General features: G+C 69.8%; 20 protein-coding genes. 11 read left to right on the top strand and 9 right to left on the bottom strand.

Annotated features, from left to right (window positions below; all coding sequences use genetic code 11):
* The first annotated feature begins 134 nt into the window (after positions 1 to 134).
* From acs to Aph01nite_RS21225, 5 genes are all read left to right on the top strand, one after another.
* Entirely contained in the window at positions 135 to 2,099 is a 1,965-nt protein-coding gene (acs, locus tag Aph01nite_RS21245) for an acetate--CoA ligase (protein ID WP_239161863.1), read from the top strand.
* A 117-nt stretch (positions 2,100 to 2,216) separates the two neighbouring features.
* The gene (gene nhaA / locus Aph01nite_RS21240; protein ID WP_204042688.1) at positions 2,217 to 3,404 is read left to right on the top strand and encodes a Na+/H+ antiporter NhaA; all 1,188 of its coding nucleotides are present in this window, start codon (positions 2,217 to 2,219) and stop codon (positions 3,402 to 3,404) included.
* A 22-nt stretch (positions 3,405 to 3,426) separates the two neighbouring features.
* Positions 3,427 to 3,870: a phage holin family protein gene (locus Aph01nite_RS21235; RefSeq protein ID WP_239161862.1), complete on the top strand. Its 444-nt coding sequence runs from the start codon at positions 3,427 to 3,429 to the stop codon at positions 3,868 to 3,870.
* 10 nt (positions 3,871 to 3,880) lie between these two features.
* The gene (locus tag Aph01nite_RS21230) at positions 3,881 to 4,807 is read left to right on the top strand and encodes an alpha/beta fold hydrolase (protein WP_204042687.1); all 927 of its coding nucleotides are present in this window, start codon (positions 3,881 to 3,883) and stop codon (positions 4,805 to 4,807) included.
* The gene (locus Aph01nite_RS21225) at positions 4,804 to 5,241 is read left to right on the top strand and encodes a DUF309 domain-containing protein (protein ID WP_204042686.1); all 438 of its coding nucleotides are present in this window, start codon (positions 4,804 to 4,806) and stop codon (positions 5,239 to 5,241) included. Before Aph01nite_RS21230 ends, Aph01nite_RS21225 begins: the two co-directional genes overlap by 4 nt.
* A 16-nt stretch (positions 5,242 to 5,257) precedes the next feature.
* On the opposite strand, the gene Aph01nite_RS21220 is transcribed toward Aph01nite_RS21225, so the two are convergent.
* Positions 5,258 to 6,448, bottom strand: a complete 1,191-nt coding sequence (locus Aph01nite_RS21220) for a MarP family serine protease (protein WP_239161861.1) — start codon at positions 6,446 to 6,448, stop codon at positions 5,258 to 5,260.
* Positions 6,449 to 6,559: 111 nt separating this feature from the next.
* Here Aph01nite_RS21220 and Aph01nite_RS21215 point away from each other — a divergent pair, with 111 nt between their 5' ends.
* Complete coding sequence (locus Aph01nite_RS21215) at positions 6,560 to 7,105, top strand: HEAT repeat domain-containing protein (protein ID WP_204042685.1); 546 nt, start codon at positions 6,560 to 6,562, stop codon at positions 7,103 to 7,105.
* On the opposite strand, the gene Aph01nite_RS21210 is transcribed toward Aph01nite_RS21215, so the two are convergent.
* On the bottom strand, positions 7,055 to 7,693 hold the full coding sequence (locus tag Aph01nite_RS21210) for an NUDIX hydrolase (RefSeq protein WP_204042684.1): 639 nt from the start codon (positions 7,691 to 7,693) through the stop codon (positions 7,055 to 7,057). The genes Aph01nite_RS21215 and Aph01nite_RS21210 overlap by 51 nt on opposite strands.
* Before the next feature lie 47 nt (positions 7,694 to 7,740).
* On the bottom strand, positions 7,741 to 8,445 hold the full coding sequence (gene nth / locus Aph01nite_RS21205) for an endonuclease III (RefSeq protein WP_204042683.1): 705 nt from the start codon (positions 8,443 to 8,445) through the stop codon (positions 7,741 to 7,743).
* Between the two features lie 110 nt (positions 8,446 to 8,555).
* Here nth and Aph01nite_RS21200 point away from each other — a divergent pair, with 110 nt between their 5' ends.
* Entirely contained in the window at positions 8,556 to 9,236 is a 681-nt protein-coding gene (locus tag Aph01nite_RS21200) for a Crp/Fnr family transcriptional regulator (RefSeq protein ID WP_239161860.1), read from the top strand.
* On the opposite strand, the gene Aph01nite_RS21195 is transcribed toward Aph01nite_RS21200, so the two are convergent.
* Genes Aph01nite_RS21195 through sp36 form a run of 4 tightly spaced genes read right to left on the bottom strand, consistent with a single transcriptional unit; the run spans position 9,233 to position 11,480 of the window.
* On the bottom strand, positions 9,233 to 10,015 hold the full coding sequence (locus Aph01nite_RS21195; RefSeq protein WP_204042681.1) for an MBL fold metallo-hydrolase: 783 nt from the start codon (positions 10,013 to 10,015) through the stop codon (positions 9,233 to 9,235). The genes Aph01nite_RS21200 and Aph01nite_RS21195 overlap by 4 nt on opposite strands.
* Positions 10,012 to 10,812: an NUDIX hydrolase gene (locus Aph01nite_RS21190; protein WP_204042680.1), complete on the bottom strand. Its 801-nt coding sequence runs from the start codon at positions 10,810 to 10,812 to the stop codon at positions 10,012 to 10,014. Before Aph01nite_RS21190 ends, Aph01nite_RS21195 begins: the two co-directional genes overlap by 4 nt.
* 57 nt (positions 10,813 to 10,869) lie before the next feature.
* Positions 10,870 to 11,328: a RidA family protein gene (locus Aph01nite_RS21185; RefSeq protein WP_204042679.1), complete on the bottom strand. Its 459-nt coding sequence runs from the start codon at positions 11,326 to 11,328 to the stop codon at positions 10,870 to 10,872.
* The gene (gene sp36, locus Aph01nite_RS21180; protein WP_204042678.1) at positions 11,325 to 11,480 is read right to left on the bottom strand and encodes a Sp36 family protein; all 156 of its coding nucleotides are present in this window, start codon (positions 11,478 to 11,480) and stop codon (positions 11,325 to 11,327) included. The genes Aph01nite_RS21185 and sp36 overlap by 4 nt, the downstream gene beginning before the upstream one ends.
* 118 nt (positions 11,481 to 11,598) lie before the next feature.
* Here sp36 and bagA point away from each other — a divergent pair, with 118 nt between their 5' ends.
* Together bagA and bagB are read left to right on the top strand one after the other, a co-directional pair.
* The gene (bagA, locus tag Aph01nite_RS21175) at positions 11,599 to 12,579 is read left to right on the top strand and encodes an ATPase BagA (protein WP_204042677.1); all 981 of its coding nucleotides are present in this window, start codon (positions 11,599 to 11,601) and stop codon (positions 12,577 to 12,579) included.
* On the top strand, positions 12,576 to 13,721 hold the full coding sequence (gene bagB / locus Aph01nite_RS21170; protein WP_204042676.1) for an ATPase BagB: 1,146 nt from the start codon (positions 12,576 to 12,578) through the stop codon (positions 13,719 to 13,721). Before bagA ends, bagB begins: the two co-directional genes overlap by 4 nt.
* Before the next feature lie 25 nt (positions 13,722 to 13,746).
* On the opposite strand, the gene Aph01nite_RS21165 is transcribed toward bagB, so the two are convergent.
* Entirely contained in the window at positions 13,747 to 14,043 is a 297-nt protein-coding gene (locus Aph01nite_RS21165; protein WP_061296783.1) for a WhiB family transcriptional regulator, read from the bottom strand.
* A 246-nt stretch (positions 14,044 to 14,289) separates the two neighbouring features.
* Between Aph01nite_RS21165 and Aph01nite_RS21160 the strand changes: the two genes are divergently transcribed.
* Positions 14,290 to 16,560, top strand: coding sequence for a transglycosylase domain-containing protein (locus Aph01nite_RS21160; protein ID WP_239161859.1), 2,271 nt, complete (start codon positions 14,290 to 14,292; stop codon positions 16,558 to 16,560).
* 145 nt (positions 16,561 to 16,705) lie between these two features.
* Here Aph01nite_RS21160 and Aph01nite_RS21155 read toward each other — a convergent pair whose 3' ends face one another.
* Positions 16,706 to 17,161 (bottom strand): GatB/YqeY domain-containing protein, encoded by a 456-nt coding sequence (locus tag Aph01nite_RS21155; RefSeq protein ID WP_204042675.1) that lies wholly within the window; start codon positions 17,159 to 17,161, stop codon positions 16,706 to 16,708.
* Positions 17,162 to 17,241: 80 nt separating this feature from the next.
* On the opposite strand from Aph01nite_RS21155, the gene Aph01nite_RS21150 reads away from it, so the two are divergent.
* On the top strand, positions 17,242 to 18,144 hold the full coding sequence (locus Aph01nite_RS21150; RefSeq protein WP_204042674.1) for a metallophosphoesterase: 903 nt from the start codon (positions 17,242 to 17,244) through the stop codon (positions 18,142 to 18,144).
* Positions 18,145 to 18,241 lie beyond the last annotated feature (97 nt).

Raw genomic sequence — 18,241 nt, 5'->3', positions numbered from 1 at the left:
GACGACAACGGGCACGGTCACATGTCATAAACACCACGATGTGCGGAGGCTTGTCGCTGACCCAGCCGGGCTGGTGAAGTGGGACCTCACACCGATAGATCCAGATAAGCAACACAATGGTGAAGGAGTGCCCAGTGGCCCCCGAGCGTGAGACCCAGGAGACGCTGTCGAATCTGCTGCGCGAGGACCGGCGGTTCGAGCCACCAGCCGACCTGGCCGCGGCCGCGAACGTCACGGCGGAGGCGTACGAGGAGGCGGCGCGGGACCGGCTCGGCTTCTGGGAGCGGGCCGCGGAGCGGCTGACCTGGGCGCAGCGCTGGGACACGACGCTGGACTGGCAGCCGCCCTTCGCCAAGTGGTTCGTGAACGGCAAGCTGAACGTCGCCTACAACTGCGTGGACCGGCACGTGGAGGCCGGGAACGGGGACAAGGTCGCCTACCACTGGGAGGGCGAGCCGGGCGACAGCCGTACGATCACCTATGCTGACCTGCAGAAAGAGGTCTCCAAGGCGGCGAACGCGCTGACCGAGCTGGGGGTGGGGAAGGGCGACAGGGTCGCCATCTACATGCCCATGATCCCCGAGCTGCCGGTGTCGCTGCTGGCCTGCGCGCGGATCGGCGCGATCCACTCGGTGGTGTTCGGCGGGTTCTCGGCGACCGCGCTGCGCAGCCGGATCGACGACGCGGACGCCAAACTGGTGATCACGGCGGACGGCGGTTACCGGCGGGGCGCGCCGAGCGCGCTGAAGCCGACGGTGGACGAGGCGGTCAAGGACTGCGAGAGCGTCGAGCACGTGCTGGTGGTCCGGCGGACCGGCCAGGACGTGGAGCAGAACGAGCGGGACGTCTGGTGGCACGACGTGGTCGAGCGGCAGAGCGACCAGCACACGCCGGAGCCGCACGACGCCGAGGACCCGCTGTACATCCTGTACACGAGCGGGACGACCGGGAAGCCGAAGGGCATCCTCCACACGACCGGCGGATACCTCACCCAGGCCTCCTGGACGCACCACGCCGTCTTCGACCTCAAGCCGGAGACCGACATCTACTGGTGCACGGCCGACATCGGCTGGGTGACCGGGCACTCCTACATCGTGTACGGCCCGCTCGCCAACGGCGCCACCAGCGTCATCTACGAGGGCACTCCGGACACCCCGCACCGCGGCCGCTTCTGGGAGATCGTCCAGAAGTACAAGGTCACGATTCTCTACACCGCGCCCACCGCGATCCGTACCTTCATGAAGTGGGGGGACGACATCCCCGCCAAGTTCGACATGTCGTCCCTGCGGGTGCTCGGGTCGGTCGGCGAGCCGATCAACCCGGAGGCCTATGTCTGGTACCGGCAGCACATCGGCGCCGGCCGTACGCCGGTGGTGGACACCTGGTGGCAGACGGAGACGGGCGCGATCATGATCAGCCCGCTGCCGGGGATCACCGCGGCGAAGCCGGGTGCGGCCATGCAGCCGCTGCCGGGCATCGTGGCGGACGTGATCGACGACCAGGCCCAGTCGGTGCCCAACGGCGGCGGCGGTTTCCTGGTGGTACGGGAGCCCTGGCCGTCCATGCTCCGCACGATCTGGGGCGACGACCAGCGCTACATCGACACCTACTGGTCCCGGTTCGACGGGTTCTACTTCCCCGGTGACGGCGCGAAGAAGGACGAGGACGGCGACCTGTGGCTGCTCGGCCGGGTGGACGACGTCATGCTCGTCTCCGGGCACAACATCTCCACCACCGAGGTCGAGAGCGCCCTGGTCAGCCACCCGAAGGTGGCCGAGGCGGCGGTGGTCGGCGCGACCGACCCGGTGACCACGCAGGCGATCGTGTCGTTCGTGATCCTGCGCGGCGCGGCCGACGAGGGCGCGGACATCGCCAAGGAGCTGCGCGACCACGTGGCCAAGACGCTCGGCCCGATCGCGAAGCCCCGCCAGATCCTGATCGTGCCCGAGCTCCCCAAGACCCGCTCCGGGAAGATCATGCGCCGGCTGCTGCGTGACGTGGCGGAGAACCGCAGCATCGGTGACGTCACCACGCTGGCCGACAGCTCGGTGATGAACCTGATCGCCGAGAAGCTGCCCTCGGCGGCGAGCGAGGACTAAAGCCCCAGGTCGCGCGGAGATGAGGCGCGGGTGCTTCCGGCACCCGCGCCTCATCCGTTCTGGACATATGTGTACAGTCAGGTACATATCGTTCACACTAAGCGACCAAGGGGGGACATGCCGCGCGCCGCGGAGTACTGGCCGTTGCGGCCGGCCGTACGGTACGCACGCCAGATCGCCGAGGCGTTGCGCGCTGAGACGGTCGGCGGCGTCATCATGCTGCTGGCCACGGGTTTCGCCCTGATCTGGGCGAATTCCGCTTGGACCAATGGGTACCTGGCGATCCGGGACGCCGTACCGGGCCCATTCGGAATGAGCTTGTACGACTGGTCCGCCGACGGCCTGCTCGCCGTCTTCTTCTTCGTCGCCGGACTGGAGGTCAGGCGGGAACTGGCATACGGCCAGCTCTCGCGGTTAAAACACGCCCTGCTCCCGGTGGTGAGCGCCGTCACCGGCATGGCGGTCCCCGCGCTGATCTTCGTCGCGGTGGCCTGGGGCTCCGACGGCGTCGGCAAGGGCTGGGCGATCCCCACGGCGACCGACATCGCGTTCGCGCTGGCGGTCCTCGCCGTGACCGCCTCCACGCTCCCGGACGCGTTGCGCGCTTTCCTGCTCACCCTGGCCGTGGTGGACGACCTGGGCGCGATCATCGTGATCGCCGTCTTCTACACCGAGCAGCTGAACTACGCCCCGCTGCTGGCCGCGGCCGTCATCCTGCTCGTCTACTGGCTGCTCATGCGCGCCGACGTCCGGAAACCGTTCGTCTTCGTGGTGCTCGGTGTGGCCGCGTGGCTGTTCGTGCACGAGAGCGGCGTTCATCCCACCGTGGCGGGCGTGCTCTGCGGCCTTCTCACCAGCGTCAGGGGCGATCCTTCTCCGGCGGAACGCGCGGACTTCCACCTGCGTCCCATCTCCGCCGGGTTCTGCGTGCCGGTCTTCGCCTTCTTCGCCGCCGGGGTGCCGCTCACCGTACGGGCCCTCGGCGACGTCTTCGTGGACCGGATCGCGATCGCCGTCATGATCGCGCTGGTGCTGGGCAAGTTCCTGGGGGTGTTCTGCGGCGCCTGGCTGTCGGTCAAACTGGGATTCGCCGGACTCAGTGCGGAACTGAGCTGGCGCGACATCGCGGCCGTCTCCGTGCTGGCCGGGATCGGATTCACCGTTTCGCTGCTCATCGGTGACAAGGCGTTCCCGGGTGACGACCGCGTCACCACGGCCGTGCTGATCGCCAGCGTGATCGCGTCCGGGGTGGCGGCGGCGTTGCTGCGGATCCGGGTGCGCGTAAGGGCGCGAGATGATGTTTGATAGTCGCAGATAGGAGATCCCGATGCCCGAGGACGAATCGCTCGGCGCGCTGGTCGCCCAGGCGAGCAACCACATATCGACCCTCGTCCGGTCAGAGATCGAACTGGCCAAGTCCGAGCTCAAGTTCGACGCGCGCCGGATCGGGACCGCGTCGGGGCTGTTCGCCGCGGCCGCGTTCATCCTGCACCTGTGCCTCATCCTGGCGTCCTTCACCATCGCGTACGTGCTGGTGGACGCGGTCGGGCTGGCGCAGTGGCTGGCGTTCCTGATCGTCACGGTGTTCTACCTGCTGGTGGCGGCGTTGCTGGGATACGTCGGATATCGGCGTTTAAAGGGGCTGGCCGGCTTCCGCCGTACGCGGCGGTCGTTCCAGACGTTGAAGGGGTCCGAGCAGGCGAGCCTGGACGGGCCCACCGCGGGCCAGATCGGCTCGCACCGTGAGCCGGTCCGCGAGACCGTGCCCTGAGCACCCCGAGGTGAACACGTCCAGAGATGAGTCGGTGGTCCGGGTCGAGGGCCCGTGGACCCACCGTGCCGTGCACGCCGGCGGTACCCGCTTCCACGTGGTGGAGGCGGGCGAGGGACCGCTGGTGCTGCTGCTGCACGGCTTCCCGCAGTTCTGGTGGACCTGGCGGAACCAGCTGGAGTCCCTGCCGCAGGCCGGTTACCGCGCGGTCGCCGTGGACCTGCGGGGGTACGGCGCGAGCGACAAGCCCCCGCGCGGCTACGACCTGCCGACCCTGGCCAACGACGCCGCCGGCCTGATCCGCGCGCTCGGCGAGACCGGCGCGATCGTCGTGGGCCACGACTGGGGCGGCCTGCTCGCCTGGACGATGGGGGTGTTCGACCCCAAAGTGGTCCGCCGCCTGGTGGCCGTCGCCGCCCCGCATCCGCTCCGGCTGCGCTCGGCCCTGCTGACCGATCCGTTCGGCCAGTTGCGGGCCAGCGGCTACAGCTTCGGGTTCCAGCTGCCGGTGCTGCCGGAGCGCCGCCTGGTCGCGCACGACGGCTCGCTCGTGGGGCGTCTGCTGGACGAGTGGTCGGGCCCGGACTGGCCGGCCGAGGAGGTCGCCCGGACGTATCGGGACGCGTTCCAGATCCCGGGCACCGCGCACTCCGCCCTGGAGTACCACCGCTGGTTCGGCAGGTCCCAGCTCCGCCCGGACGGGCTGCGGTTCGCCCGCCAGATGCGTACCGAGATCGAGGCCCCCACGCTCCAGCTCCACGGCGCCCTCGACCCGTGCATCCTGCCCAGGACCGCCCAGGGCTCCAGCCGCTTCGTGGCCGCGCCCTACCGCTGGCGGCTGCTCGACGGCGTCGGCCACTTCCCGCACGAGGAGCGTCCCGAGCAGTTCGACGCCGAGCTGATCTCCTGGCTCACCGACCCGGAACCCGACCGATGAGCCCGCGGGACCGCGACGAGTCCGGCCGAGCCAGAAACGCGCGCCCGCGGGACGAATTCGGCCGTCCCCTGCCCCGCGGCGCCCAGGGCGTGCCGCGCGTGCCCGACGACTACGCCCCCAGCGCCGCCGAGGCCATCGCCGAGGCCGCCCTACTCCTTGACGCCGGCCGCCCCTTCCACGCCCACGAGGTCTTCGAGGGCCGCTGGAAATGCTGCCCCCAGGCCGAACGCGAACTCTGGCAGGGCCTCGCGCAGATCTGCGTCGGCCTGACCCACCTGCAACGCGACAACCCCCGCGGCGCCACCGCCCTGCTCGAACGCGGCCGCGCCAGAATCCGCTCGTACGGCTCCCGCCCCGCCTACGGCATCGACACCGAGGCCGCCACCACGGCCGCCACCATCGAAGCCCTCCGCGCCTGCCTGCCCCGCCCCTGACCTGGTCGCCCCTGAGCTAGTCGCAGGTCTGGGTGTTGACGCGGGCGATGGCGGCGCTGCCGTCCTCCGCGTCCGTACGGACTTCGTCGGCGGTCAGCGCGTAGCCCGTGTCCTCCTGGTCGGTGGCGGCGGCGAAGATGACGCCGTAGACGCGCCCTTCCGGGGTGAGGAGGGGGCCGCCGGAGTTGCCGGGCTGGACGATGCCGCGGATGGCGTACACCTCGCGGTCGACCTTGTGGTCGTTGTAGATGTCGGAGGACTCGGCGTGCTGCTTCACCCGGATCCGGGCGGGTTTGATGGTGAAGCCGTGGCCCTTCGGGAAGCCGGCGATGATCGCGTCGTCCTTGGACTCGGCGGTGGAGTCGAAGCGCAGGGCGGCCACGTCGAGGGAGGCGACGTAGAGGATGGCGATGTCGCGGTCGGGGTTGAAGAGCACCACGCGGGCGTCGTGGACGGCCCCGGTGTAGTCGGTGACCCGCAACTCCTGGGTGACGCCCTGGACGACGTGGGCGTTGGTCATGATGCGGTGCGGGGAGTAGACGAAGCCGGTGCCCTCGATGCGCTTCTTGCATTCGGGGGCGGTGCCCTGGACCTTGACGATCGCGCGGCGGGCGCGGGCGATGCGCGGGTCCTTGATGATGCTCTCGTCGGGGGCGGGCACGTCCACGAAACGGCTGCCGCCGATGGCGCTGAACACCTCGGGGAAGTCCGAGGCGTCCACGAAGTCCCGGAACCGCCGGGTCAGGTCCTTGGCGGCCTGGGGCATGGCCGAGTCCACGGACTTGAGCAGCAGCGAGTCGTTGATCTGCTGCCGTGGTAACGCCAGGCTCGTGGAGATCATCAGCGAGCCGATCAGCCAGGCGAACACGAGCACGGTGAGGCCGCTGGCGAGGGAGCCGCCGAAGGAGTCCACCGTCCTGGCCGACTCCCAGGTCACGTGGCTGCGGACCACGGCGCCGATGGTGGAGGAGGCGAACTGCCCGACGGTCGCGCAGAGGAAGACGATCACGATCGCCAGCAGCGCCTTCTCGGTGTCGCCGCCGACCAGGGCCCCGGCGATGGGCGGCGCGATGAAGATCCCGACGAGCGCGCCCCCGCAGAAGCCCACGAAGCTGAACACTCCGATGATGAAGCCCTGCCGATAGCCGGACACGGCGAACGCCAGCACCAGGCCGATCAGGATGAGATCGAGCACGTCGCCTTGCACGCCTGAATTACACCCCTATCGACCTGAGCCCGGTGCCCCACCCTTTACGGTATCCAGCGCCACACGCGCGCGTGCACGGGTTCTCCGAGGTCTCGCCTATATCGTGACGTCATGGGGGCATCAGTTGATGATCTGATCAGGGCCGCGCTGGCCGACCGGGATCCGGACGGCCCGAGCCGCTGGCGGGCCATCGCCGCCCTGCAGGAGCGCGGCGACCTGGAGACCTTCACCGCCGCCAGACGGCTCTGTGCGGGCGCTACAGCCGCCGAGCGGGTGCTCGGAGTGGACATCCTCGGCGAACTCGGATGCGACCGCCCGTACACCGACAAGACCATCCCGGTGCTGCGCTACCTGGCGGCCAGCGAGGACGACACCTCGGTCCTCTACTCGGTGCTGATCGCCTTCGGCCACCTGCGCGACCCGCGCGCCCTCCCCTCGGTGATCGAGCTCTCCACCCACCCCGAGGTCACCGTCCGGTACGGCGCCGCCTACGCGTTGCCCAACATCCTGGGCCGCCCCGCCGACCCCACCGGCCTGGCCGCCCTGCGCCGGCTGGCCGCGGACCCCGACGAGGACGTGGCCGACTGGGCGTCCCTGGGCATCGCGCTAGCGGGCGGCCATGCCGACGATGTCCGGCGGCAGGTCCTCGACCCGTGACCGGTCCCAGGGGAGCTCGAATCCTGCGGCGGTGAGCAGGCCGTCCAGGACGCCGGCCGTGAAGCCCCAGACGAGCAGGCCGCGCACCCGGAAGGCGGGCCCGGCGAAGCCGCTGGGATGGCGGAGTTTGAGACGGTTGGCGGGGTCCACGAGTTCGGCCACGGGCACCCGTTCGACGGCGGCGACCTCGTCGGGGGAGGCGGCGTGCACGGCGCACGGGGTGTGCCACCAGCCCAGCACGGGGGTCACCCGGTAGTCGCTGCGCCAGACGTACAGCTCGGGCATGGTGCCGACCACGGTGACGCCGGCCGGGTCGAGGCCGGTCTCCTCGGCGGCCTCGCGCAGGGCGGCCTCGACGGGCCCGGCGTCCTGGGGTTCGACGCCGCCGCCGGGGAAGGCGGGCTGGCCGGCGTGGTTGCGGCCGTTGGAGCTGCGCTGAATGAGCAGCACGTCCGGCCCGTAGGGCCCGTTTCCGAAGAGCATCAGCACGGCCGCGGGCCGTCCGCCCTCGGCCGGTGGCCGTAAGCCCATCGGCACCGGCGCGGGCCGCGCGGCGAGCCCCGTGAGCCATTCCGGCATGTCGTTCATGGCACCTCCCCCGGTGTTCAACCCTCGGGCGTCCCCGGAGCTTCCCGTCAGGAGAACGGCCCGGTCTTGACGAGTTTGCGAGCCTCGTCCGGGTCGGTCGGGCCGGTGCCGTACGACGGGCAGAGGGCGGTCAGCGGGCAGGCGCCGCAGGCGGGCTTGCGGGCGTTGCAGATGCGGCGGCCGTGCCAGATGATCCGGTGCGAGAAGACCGTCCACTGGGCTTTCGGGATCAGGGTGCCGACCTCGTGTTCGATCTTGACGGGGTCGGTCTCGTCGAGCCAGCCGAAGCGGCGGGTGAGCCGCTGGAAGTGGGTGTCCACGGTCAGGCCGGGCACGCCGAAGGCGTTGCCGAGGACCACGTTGGCGGTCTTGCGGCCGACGCCGGGCAGGGTGACCAGGTCCTTGAGCTTGCCGGGGACCTCCCCGCCGTACCGGTCGCAGAGGGTCTGGGCCATGCCCATGATGCTGTTGGTCTTGGCGCGGAAGAAGCCGGTGGACTTGATGATCTCTTCCAGCTCCTCGCGGTCCGCGGCGGCGTAGTCAGCAGCTGTCCGATACTTGGCAAAAAGTACCGGAGTAACCATATTGACCCTTTTGTCCGTACACTGCGCCGAGAGGATCGTCGCCACCAGCAGTTCAAGCGGGTTGGCGAAGTCGAGTTCGCAGTGGGCGTCAGGATAGGTTTCCGCGAGGATGCGGTTGATCCGCCGGGCGCGGCGTACGAGGGCTAGCCGGGACTCCTTCTGGGGCACCCCGTAAGCCTACGCGGATGCCGTAGGTCACAATGGCTAGCACGGAGATCCCCTGGGACCCCTGGGATCGCCGCGGACCCGACGAGTGCGACCATGGCAAGGGAGGCACCGTGAGCACCGAAGACGTACTGAGCAGGGCGCCCCTTTTCGCCGCGCTGGACCGGGAGAGCGCCGCGGCCCTGCGGACGAGTATCACCGAGATGTCCCTCACCAAGGGCCAGACGCTGTTCAGCGAGAACGAGACCGGCTCCACGCTCTACGTGGTGCTCGAGGGCAAGATCAAGCTGGCCAGGACCGCGCCGGACGGCCGGGAGAACCTGCTCAGCGTGCTCGGCCCCAGCGAGATGTTCGGCGAACTCTCCCTGTTCGACCCCCGCCCTCGTACGGCTTCCGCCATCGCGCTCACCGACGTCAAGCTGGCCGGCCTCGGCCACGACGACCTGCGGCCCTGGCTGACCGGCCGCCCCGAGGTGGCGCTGCACCTGCTGCGCGCCCTGGCCCAGCGGCTCCGCCGGACCAACGACGTCCTGGCCGACCTGGTCTTCACCGACGTGCCTGGACGGGTGGCCAAGGCCCTGCTCGACCTGGCCGACCGGTTCGGGCAGAAGGTCGACGACGGCGTGCGCGTGCACCACGACCTCACCCAGGAGGAGCTGGCCCAGCTGGTGGGCGCCTCCCGGGAGACCGTCAACAAGGCGCTGGCGGACTTCGCGGGGCGCGGCTGGCTGCGGATCGAGGCCAAGGCCGTCGTGATCATGGATATGGAGCGGCTCTACAACCGCTCGCGTTAGAGGCTTTTCAGGTAGTTGAGCTGGGCGGCCACCGACATCTCGGCGGCCGGCCAGAGCTTGCGGTCCACGTCCGCGTAGACCATGGCCACGATCTCCGGCACGTCTCGGGCGCCCGCGCGGATGGCCTCGCGGATCTGGTCCAGACGGCGGCGGCGGTGCGTGAGGTACTCGTCCAGCTTGCCGATCGGGTCGGCGAGCATCGGGCCGTGGCCGGGCAGCAGCGCCCGGGCTTCGGCGATTTCGGCCATCGCGCGGAGTTTGTCCAGGCTGCGGAGGTAGTCGGCGAGGTCGCCGTCCGGGGCGATGACGGTCGTGCCCCGGCCGAGGATGGTGTCCCCGGTGAGCAGGGCGGCGTCGGCGGACAGCCAGAAGCAGAGCGAGTCGGACGAGTGCCCCGGGGTGCCGATCACCCGGAGTTCCAGGTCGTCGGCCTTGATCACGTCGCCGTCGCCCAGGCCCTCCTCGCCCAGGCGGAACTTCGGATCCAGCGCGCGTACGGGGGCGTTGACCAGGTGGCTGAAGGTCGCTGCTCCGGCGCTGTGGTCGGGATGTCCGTGGGTGAGCAGGATCGTCGCCACCCGGCGGTCGCCGAGGCGCTCGACGACCCGGCGCAGATGGGCGTCGTCGTCCGGGCCGGGGTCGACGACCAGCACCGATTCGCCCTGGCCGAGCACCCAGGTGTTGGTGCCGTCCAGGGTCATGGGGGACGCGTTGGGGGCCAGCACGTTGGTGGCGCTGGCCGTACCCGAGCCGTCGATCGGGAGGAACAGGCCGCTCATCGGGACACATCCAGCCGCATCTCGCCGTCGACCTCCACCACCTGGGGCATGAACGTGACGATCTCCCGATCCGTCCCGAACACGCTCGCGATCCTGTCAAACGCCGCCATCTCGCTCAACGTATGAAATGTCGGCGGGAGCACCGATATTTCCCCGGATCTGGCGAGATCTATGGCTTGCTGGGGGCGCATCCACGCCACCGAGTCCGCCTCCCCGCCGACGTCCCTGGTCCGCTGCCCGTACGGCAACGCCGCCACGAAGAACCGGGTGTCGTACCGCCGGAACTCCACCTCCGGCGTGATCCAGTGCGCCCACGGCTTGAGCAGATCCGACCGCAGCACCAGCCCGTTGCCGTTCAGGAAGTCCACGAACGACAGCGTGCGCGCGATCAGCGCCTCCCGCTCGGCCTCCCAGCCGGTGGTGTCGGCCACCAGCGTGTCCTCCGCCGGACCGGCCAGCAGCACCCCGGACTCCTCGAACGTCTCCCGTACGGCCGCGCACACCAGCCCCCGCGCGGTCCCCTCGTCGGCGCGCAGCAGTTCGCCCCATTCGGCCGGGGACGGCCCCGCCCAGGCCACCGCGTGGTCCGCGTCCCGGGGGTCCACGGAACCCCCGGGAAACACGTACGCCCCCGCCGCGAAGGCCATGGTGGCCTTGCGGCGGAGCAGGTAGACCTCCAGCGGGTCGTCCCGGAGCACGACCACGGTCGCGGCGTCCCTGGCGGCGACCGGGGCCAGCCGGCCGGCGAGGATGTCCCGCGCGCGTTGCCCGAACTCACCCGGCAGCGGAATCCCCATCGGCCCTCCTAGAACATCGCTCTGTTTCAGCAGTGTCGCGGACGCCGTACCAGCAGATCAACGCACCTCGGCGATGAGCTCCACTTCGACCGGCGCGTTCCTGGGCAGGACCGCCACCCCGACGGCGCTGCGGGCGTGCGTGCCGGCCTCGCCCAGGACCTCGCCGAGCAGGTCGCTCGCGCCGTTGATCACGGCCGGCTGGCCGGTGAAGTCCGGCGCGCTGGCGACGAAGCCGACCACCTTCACGATCCGCACGATCGACGACAGGCCGCCGGTGAGCGACGCCACCGCGGCCAGCGCGTTGAGCGCGCAGAGCCGGGCCGCCTCCTTGGCCTGCTCCTCGGTGACCTCGGCGCCGACCTTGCCGGTGGCGACCAGCTCCCCGGCCGCGATGGGCAGCTGCCCCGAGGTGTAGACGTAGTCACCCGACCGGACCGCCGGCACGTACGCGGCCAGCGGCGGCACCACCTCGGGCAGCTTCAGCCCCAGCTCGGCCAGCCGCTCCTCCGGCGTCACGACTTCGCCCGCTTCATGTACGCGACGAGCTGCTCGGGGTTCGGCCCCGGAACGACGGCCACCAGTTCCCAGCCGTCCTCGCCCCAGTTGTCCAGAATTTGCTTTGTCGCGTGCGTCAGCAGCGGCACGGTCACGTACTCCCACTTGGTCATGCGGCCAAGGCTATCGAGGCGCGAGCCGATCCTTTGCCGGGACCGGAGACGATCTGTGACCCCTGCCACCCGCTCCCTGCGACGTCTCGGAAATTAACCGTTGGGTAGCCTTCGAGGTGTGAGTTCTCGTGACACCGACTGGGATGGGGTCCGCCTCCACGTCGTCACCGGCAAGGGCGGCACGGGGAAGACCACCGTCGCCGCCGCCCTGGCCCTGGCGCTCGCCGCCGGCGGCCGGAAGGTGCTCCTGGTCGAGGTGGAGGGCCGCCAGGGCATCGCTCAGGTGTTCGACCTGCCGCCGTTGCCGTACGAGGAACGGAAGATCGCCGTCGCGCCCGGCGGCGGTGACGTGTTCGCCCTGGCCATCGATCCGGAAGAGGCCATGCTGGACTACCTCGACATGTTCTACGGCCTCAAGCGCATGGGCAAGACGCTCACCAAGATGGGCGTGGTCGACTTCGCCACCACCATCGCCCCCGGCATGCGCGACGTCCTGGTCACCGGGAAGACCAGCGAGGCGGTCAGGCGCAAGGACAAGTCGGGCCGACGTGTGTACGACGCCGTCGTCATGGACGCTCCGCCGACCGGGCGAATCGCCCGGTTTCTCAATGTCACCCAGGAAGTGGCGGGGCTCGCCCGGGTCGGGCCGGTCAAGACGCACGCCGACATGGTCCGCAGCGTCATGGGCTCCCCCGAGACCGCCGTGCACTTCGTGACACTGCTGGAGGAGATGCCCGTCCAGGAGACCCTGGACGGCATGGCCGAGCTGCGCGCCGTCAAGCTGCCCGTCGGCGGGATCTTCGTCAACATGGTCCGCACCATGGACCCCGCGCTGGCCGGGCCGGTCGACCACTCCGAGCTGGCCCTCGGGCTGAAGGCCGCCGGGCTGACCGACGGCAAGGACGCCGCCGCCATCGCCGAGGCGCTGGCGCAGGAGGTGGCCGAGCACGTCACCCGTACCGACCTGGAACTGCGCGAGCAGGAGGAACTGGCCACGACCGGGGCACGCCGCTACGAGCTGCCCCTGCTGGCCGACGGGGCCGACCTGGCCGGACTGTACGAACTAGCCGAGGCCATGAGAAGCCAAGGCGCCGCATGACGACCGGGAAGAGAGCCGTGAAAGCCCCCCAGCTGGACCTAGACGCCATCCTGGACGACCCGAGCACCCGCATCGTGGTGTGCTGCGGCGCCGGCGGCGTCGGCAAGACCACCACGGCCGCCGCGCTCGGCCTGCGCGCCGCGGAACGCGGCCGCCACGTGGTCGTGCTCACCGTCGACCCGGCCAGGCGGCTGGCCCAGTCGATGGGCCTCACCTCGCTCGACAACACCCCGCGCCGGATCACCGAGATCGACGGGGACGGCCAGCTGCACGCCATGATGCTCGACATGAAGCGCACCTTCGACGAGATCATCGAGGCGCACGCCGACCCCGAGCGGGCCCGGCTGATCCTGTCGAACCCCTTCTACCAGTCGCTGTCGTCCAGTTTCTCCGGCACCCAGGAGTACATGGCGATGGAGAAGCTGGGGCAGCTGCGCCGCTCCGGTGACTGGGACCTGATCGTCGTCGACACGCCGCCGTCCCGGTCCGCGCTGGACTTCCTGGACGCGCCGGAACGCCTCGGCCGGTTCCTGGACGGACGGCTCATCCGCATCCTGATGGCCCCCGCCAAAGCCGGGGGCAGGAGCGCGTTCAAACTGATCAACGCCGGGTTCGGCCTGGTCGCGGGCGCGCTCACCAAGGTGCTCGGCGCCCAGGTGCTCAAGGACATCCAGACCTTCGTCTCGTCCCTGGACGCCCTGTTCGGCGGCTTCCGGCAGCGCGCGGAGCAGACCTACCGGCTGCTCCAGGCGCCCGGCACCGCGTTCGTGGTCGTCGCCGCGCCGGAACGGGACGCGATGCGGGAGGCCTCGTACTTCGTGGAGCGGCTCGCCGAGGAGCGCATGCCCCTGGCCGGCCTGGTGGTCAACCGGGTACACCGCTCCCCGGCCCCGGCCCTGTCCGCGGCCCGCAGCACCGCCGCCGCGGAGGACCTGGAGTCACGTGGCGAACACGAGCTGACCGCCGCCGTGCTTCGCCTGCACGCCGGGCGGATGCAACTCGCCGCCCGCGAGCACCGGGAACAGGAACACTTCACCTCGGCCCACCCCACAGTGCCGATTTCCCAGGTGCCCGCGATGTCGGAGGATGTTCACGACCTGGCAGGCCTGCGCCAGATCGGGGAACTGCTCACCGCACGATGACGGTGCCGAGCGCCACCCGAGCGTCTCAGCCCGCGATCAGCTCGTTGGTGCGCTCGTACTCTTCTTTGGCCAACTCCAGCAGGTCTCGCCATGAGTCGACGTCCGGCCGGCGGCGCAGCAGCGCACGCCGTTCCCGCTCGGTCATTCCGCCCCATACGCCGAACTCGATGCGGTTGTCCAACGCATCGGCGAGGCATTCGGTCCGGACAGGGCACCCTCGACAGATCAGCTTCGCCCGGTTCTGTGCGGCGCCCTGTACGAACAGAGCGTCAGGATCCGCACCTCGACAGGCGGCACGGGAGGTCCAATCCGTGATCCACATTTCGACCCCACTCCCCTTAGGTGGTCAGTCGTGACTTCTGGGGCCGACGGGCGCGGTCGCCGAGCCTCCTTATTCAGTTGCCGCAGAGGAGAACGTACGCAACCAGGCTGTCGGAGTGACAGACCCGCAGGGACCAAATTTACGACCTGGGGATGTCCGGGAATGACTAGTCACCTCCTCCCGGGGTAATCCCGGGTGGTGGTTTTGGTACCGATTGACTCCCTGGTTCGACGTACCCTTGGGTTTGTGCAAGCTCAAGGCAAAGCTCAGGCATCGGGAGCGCGCCCGCGCGGGGTCGGCACCCAGATCGCGAACGTCGTGCGACTGCTGGCCGCCGCAGGCGCGGGTGGGGTGCTCGTCGCCGCCATAGCGTTGCCCGCGGTCGGCGGAGCCGGGTACTCGGCCAAGTCCGGCGTCCAGGCGCTGGAGATCGAGGCGAAGGAGCTCAACGAGCCCCCGCTTCCCGAGAAGACCCGGCTGCTGGACTCCTCCGGCAAGCAGATCGCGCAGTTCTACTTCCAGAACCGCGAGTCCGTCCCGCTCAGCAAGATCGCACCGATCATGCAGCAGGCGATCATCGCGATCGAGGACTTCCGCTTCAAGGAGCACGGCGCCCTCGACGTGGAGGGCACGCTCCGCGCGTTCACCCGCAACCTCTTCGGCGGCGGCGTCGTGCAGGGCGGCTCCTCGATCACCCAGCAGTACGTCAAGCTGGTCATCTTCAACTCGGCCGAGACCAAGGAAGAACAGGCCAAGGCCATCGAGGCCACGTACGCGCGCAAGCTCAACGAGATCCGCTACGCGATGGCCATCGAGGAGAAGTACACCAAGGACGAGATCCTCAACCGGTATCTCAACATCTCCTACTTCGGCGCCAGCGCGTACGGCATCGAGGCCGCCTCAAAGCGGTTCTTCGGCAAGCACGCCTCCGAACTGGACCTGTCCGAGGCCGCCACCCTGGCCGGCGCCGTGCAGAGCCCCAGCGCCACCGACCCCGACCGGGGCAAGGAGTTCCGCGCGGCCCTGCTGACCAGGCGCAACGTGGTGCTCGACCGGATGGCCCAACTCAAGATCATCACTCCGGCGCAGGCCACCGAGGCCAAGGCCGAGAAGCTCGGGTATCTGGGCCGCAAGATCCCGGGCGGCTGCGAGGTCAGCGAGTTCCCCTACTTCTGCCTGTACGTCCAGCAGGAGATCCTCACCAACAAGGACTTCGGCAAGACCGAGGAAGCCCGCCGCAACTTCCTCCAGCGCGGTGGCCTCACCATCCGCACCACCCTCAACCGGGACATGCAGAAGGCCGCCGACAAGGCGATCAAGAAGTACGTGTACGCCTCCGACAAGCAGGTCGCCGCGCAGGCCCTGGTCGAGCCCGGATCAGGCGCGATCCGCGCGCTCGCCGCCAGCCGCAAGTTCGGCGACAACAAGAAGAAGAACGAGATCAGCTACAACCTGGCCGCCAACGGGGTGCACGGCGGCGGCGAAGGCTTCCAGGCGGGCTCCACCTTCAAGATGTTCACCCTGGTCACCGCCCTCGACGAGGGCATGAAGCTGAACGACGGCTTCAGCACCGGGTCGACGTACGCGATCCCCGACAACGCGCACACGCCCTTCCGCGACTGCAAGGGCAACCGTTCGGGCGAGACGCACGAGGTCTTCAACTCCAGTGAGGGCAGCGGCGGGTTCCGTACCCTGACCACCGGGACCTGGGGTTCGGTGAACACGTTCTTCATGAAGCTGGAGGAGCACGTCGGGCTCTGCAAGGTCGTCAAGACGGCGCAGAAGCTGGGCATCCAGCGGGCGGACGGGACCAAGCTCCGCGAGGTGCCGACCTTCACGCTGGGCGTCAACGAGATGGACCCGGTCACGGTGTCCAACGCGTACGCGACGCTCGCGGCCCGGGGCAAGTACTGCGCGCCCATGGTCATCACGGAGATCGTGGACCGGGACGGCAAGGCGACGCCGTACGAGCCGGAGTGCGAGCAGGTGCTCGACGAGAAGGTCGCCGACGCGGCCACCCACATCCTGTCCGGTGTCTTCACGCAGGGCACCATGACGGAGGTCGGCGGCATCGGCCGGGACGCGGCCGGCAAGACCGGCACCACCGACGGCTACACCGCCGCCTGGTTCGCGGGTTACACCCCCGACCTGGCCTCGGCGGTCAGCATCGGCGACCCCCGCGGCGCCTTCCGCTACGACCTGACCGGAGTGACGATCGGCGGGAAGCCGTACGCGTACGTGTACGGCGCCACGATCTCGGGCCGGATCTGGAAGGACACCATGCTGGGCGCCCTGAAGAAGGTCGACCCGACCGAGTTCACTCCGGTGGACATGTCGGAATTCGGTGGGTGTTCGCCTAGTTTCTGCGCTCCGAAGCCCAAGCCCAAGCCGGACGGTGACGAGGACGGCGGCGACGGCCGCGGACCCGGCCCCGGAGACGACGACGGGGGGCCCGGTGGCGGTCCCGACGACGGCGGCCCCGGCGACGGTGACGTCGTGGTCCCCATCAACCGCTGACACACGAAGGGCCCTCCCGTCACGGGAGGGCCCCTTCGCACATCTGGGGCGAGGCCGCTACACCCGCCTCCCGGTGCGCGACTGATCTTGGTGTCGGCGAGCAACGACGCCGGATCACGGCGCGAGAGGCGACGACCTCGCAGGATCAGCCCGCGAGGCGGGCGCGGACCGCGGCGGCGACGCGGCCGCCCTCGGCCCGGCCGGCCACCTTCGGGTTCACGACCTTCATGACCTGGCCCATCGCCTGCGGACCCGACGCCCCGCTCTCCGCGATCGCCTCGTCCACCAGCCGGTTGAGCTCCTCGTCCGACAGCTGCGCCGGCAGGTACTCCTCCAGGACCGCCTGCTCGTCCAGCTCGGCCTGCGCCTGCTCGGCCCGCCCGGCCCCGGCGAACGCCTCCGACGCCTCGCGCCGCTTCTTGGCCTCCTTGGTGAGCACCTTGATGATCTCGTCGTCGGAGAGCTCACGGGCCGTCTTGCCCGCCACCTCCTCGACACCGATCGCCGCCAGCGCCATCCGGACAGTCCGCAACCGGACTTCGTCCCTGGCCTTCATCGAGGCCGCGAGGTCGGCCTTCAGCTTGTCCTTCAACGCACTCATGCGTCTATCTTGCCGTGTCGTACGGCCGCATCTCGCGTAGTTAATCCTGAGGCGCGCGCGGATTCGGGCATGATGAAGGGGTGCGGAAAGCTGTCGCGGTACCTCTGTCCCTGTTCGGCCTGGGCGTCGCCGGGCTCGGTTACGCCAGTGTCGTCGAACGCAACTGGTTCCGCCTCCGGCGCTTCGACGTCCCGGTGCTGCCCCCCGGCGTACGACCGATCAGGATCCTGCAGATCTCCGACCTGCACCTGACCCCGCGCCGCACCCGCCTGATCAACTGGGTCCGCTCGCTCGCCTCCCTCGACCCCGACCTGATCGTCAACACCGGCGACACGCTCGCCCACCCCGACGCCATCCCCGCGTACATGCGCGCCGTCGAGCCCTTCCTCGACCTCCCCGGCCTGTTCGTGTACGGCTCGAACGACATGTACTCCCCCCACTTCAAGAACCCGGCGCGCTACCTGTGGCGTACGTCCAAGGGCGACTCCCGCCGGGCCATCCCCAACCTGCCCTGGCAGGAGCTCGGCACCGCGATGACCTCGGCCGGCTGGCTGGACATGAACAACGCCACCGCCCGCCTGAAGGTCGGCCACCTGGACCTCCACGTCGGCGGCATCAACGACTCCCACATCGACCTGGACCGTTACGACCACATCGCCGGCCCGGCCCCCGCCGACGCCGACCTCCGCCTCGGCGTCATGCACTCCCCCGAACCCCGCAACATGACCAGGTTCGCCGCCGACGGCTACCAGCTCCTCCTGGCCGGCCACACCCACGGCGGCCAGCTCTGCGTCCCCTTCTACGGCGCCCTCGTCACCAACTGCGGCATCGACCGCGCCCGCGTCCGCGGCCTCTCCCGCCACGACTCCGCCTACCTCCACGTCTCCGCCGGCCTCGGCACCTCCCCCACCGCCCCCGTCCGCTTCGCCTGCCCCCCCGAAGCCACCCTCCTGACCCTGGTCCCCGCCCGACCCACCCGTTAACGGTGACGCAAGCATCCCCAAAGTCCGCTAGACTTGCCGAGGCGCAGGGCACTCAAGGCCCTCGCACCGGGGTGTAGCGCAGCTTGGCAGCGCGCTT

This window comes from Acrocarpospora phusangensis, assembly GCF_016862995.1.
Taxonomy (GTDB): Bacteria; Actinomycetota; Actinomycetes; order Streptosporangiales; family Streptosporangiaceae; genus Acrocarpospora; species Acrocarpospora phusangensis.
This window is presented reverse-complemented; position numbering and strand designations above follow the sequence as displayed.

What these genes read in the sequence shown, in the direction of transcription:
- nhaA (WP_204042688.1), top strand. Translation starts at nt 2,217, where the DNA reads ATGCCGCGCGCCGCGGAGTACTGGCCGTTGCGGCCGGCCGTACGGTAC.
- Aph01nite_RS21235 (WP_239161862.1), top strand. Translation starts at nt 3,427, where the DNA reads ATGCCCGAGGACGAATCGCTCGGCGCGCTGGTCGCCCAGGCGAGCAAC.
- Aph01nite_RS21225 (WP_204042686.1), top strand. Translation starts at nt 4,804, where the DNA reads ATGAGCCCGCGGGACCGCGACGAGTCCGGCCGAGCCAGAAACGCGCGC.
- Aph01nite_RS21215 (WP_204042685.1), top strand. Translation starts at nt 6,560, where the DNA reads ATGGGGGCATCAGTTGATGATCTGATCAGGGCCGCGCTGGCCGACCGG.
- Aph01nite_RS21210 (WP_204042684.1), bottom strand. Translation starts at nt 7,693, where the DNA reads ATGAACGACATGCCGGAATGGCTCACGGGGCTCGCCGCGCGGCCCGCG.
- Aph01nite_RS21195 (WP_204042681.1), bottom strand. Translation starts at nt 10,015, where the DNA reads ATGAGCGGCCTGTTCCTCCCGATCGACGGCTCGGGTACGGCCAGCGCC.
- Aph01nite_RS21190 (WP_204042680.1), bottom strand. Translation starts at nt 10,812, where the DNA reads ATGGGGATTCCGCTGCCGGGTGAGTTCGGGCAACGCGCGCGGGACATC.
- sp36 (WP_204042678.1), bottom strand. Translation starts at nt 11,480, where the DNA reads ATGACCAAGTGGGAGTACGTGACCGTGCCGCTGCTGACGCACGCGACA.
- bagB (WP_204042676.1), top strand. Translation starts at nt 12,576, where the DNA reads ATGACGACCGGGAAGAGAGCCGTGAAAGCCCCCCAGCTGGACCTAGAC.
- Aph01nite_RS21165 (WP_061296783.1), bottom strand. Translation starts at nt 14,043, where the DNA reads ATGTGGATCACGGATTGGACCTCCCGTGCCGCCTGTCGAGGTGCGGAT.
- Aph01nite_RS21155 (WP_204042675.1), bottom strand. Translation starts at nt 17,161, where the DNA reads ATGAGTGCGTTGAAGGACAAGCTGAAGGCCGACCTCGCGGCCTCGATG.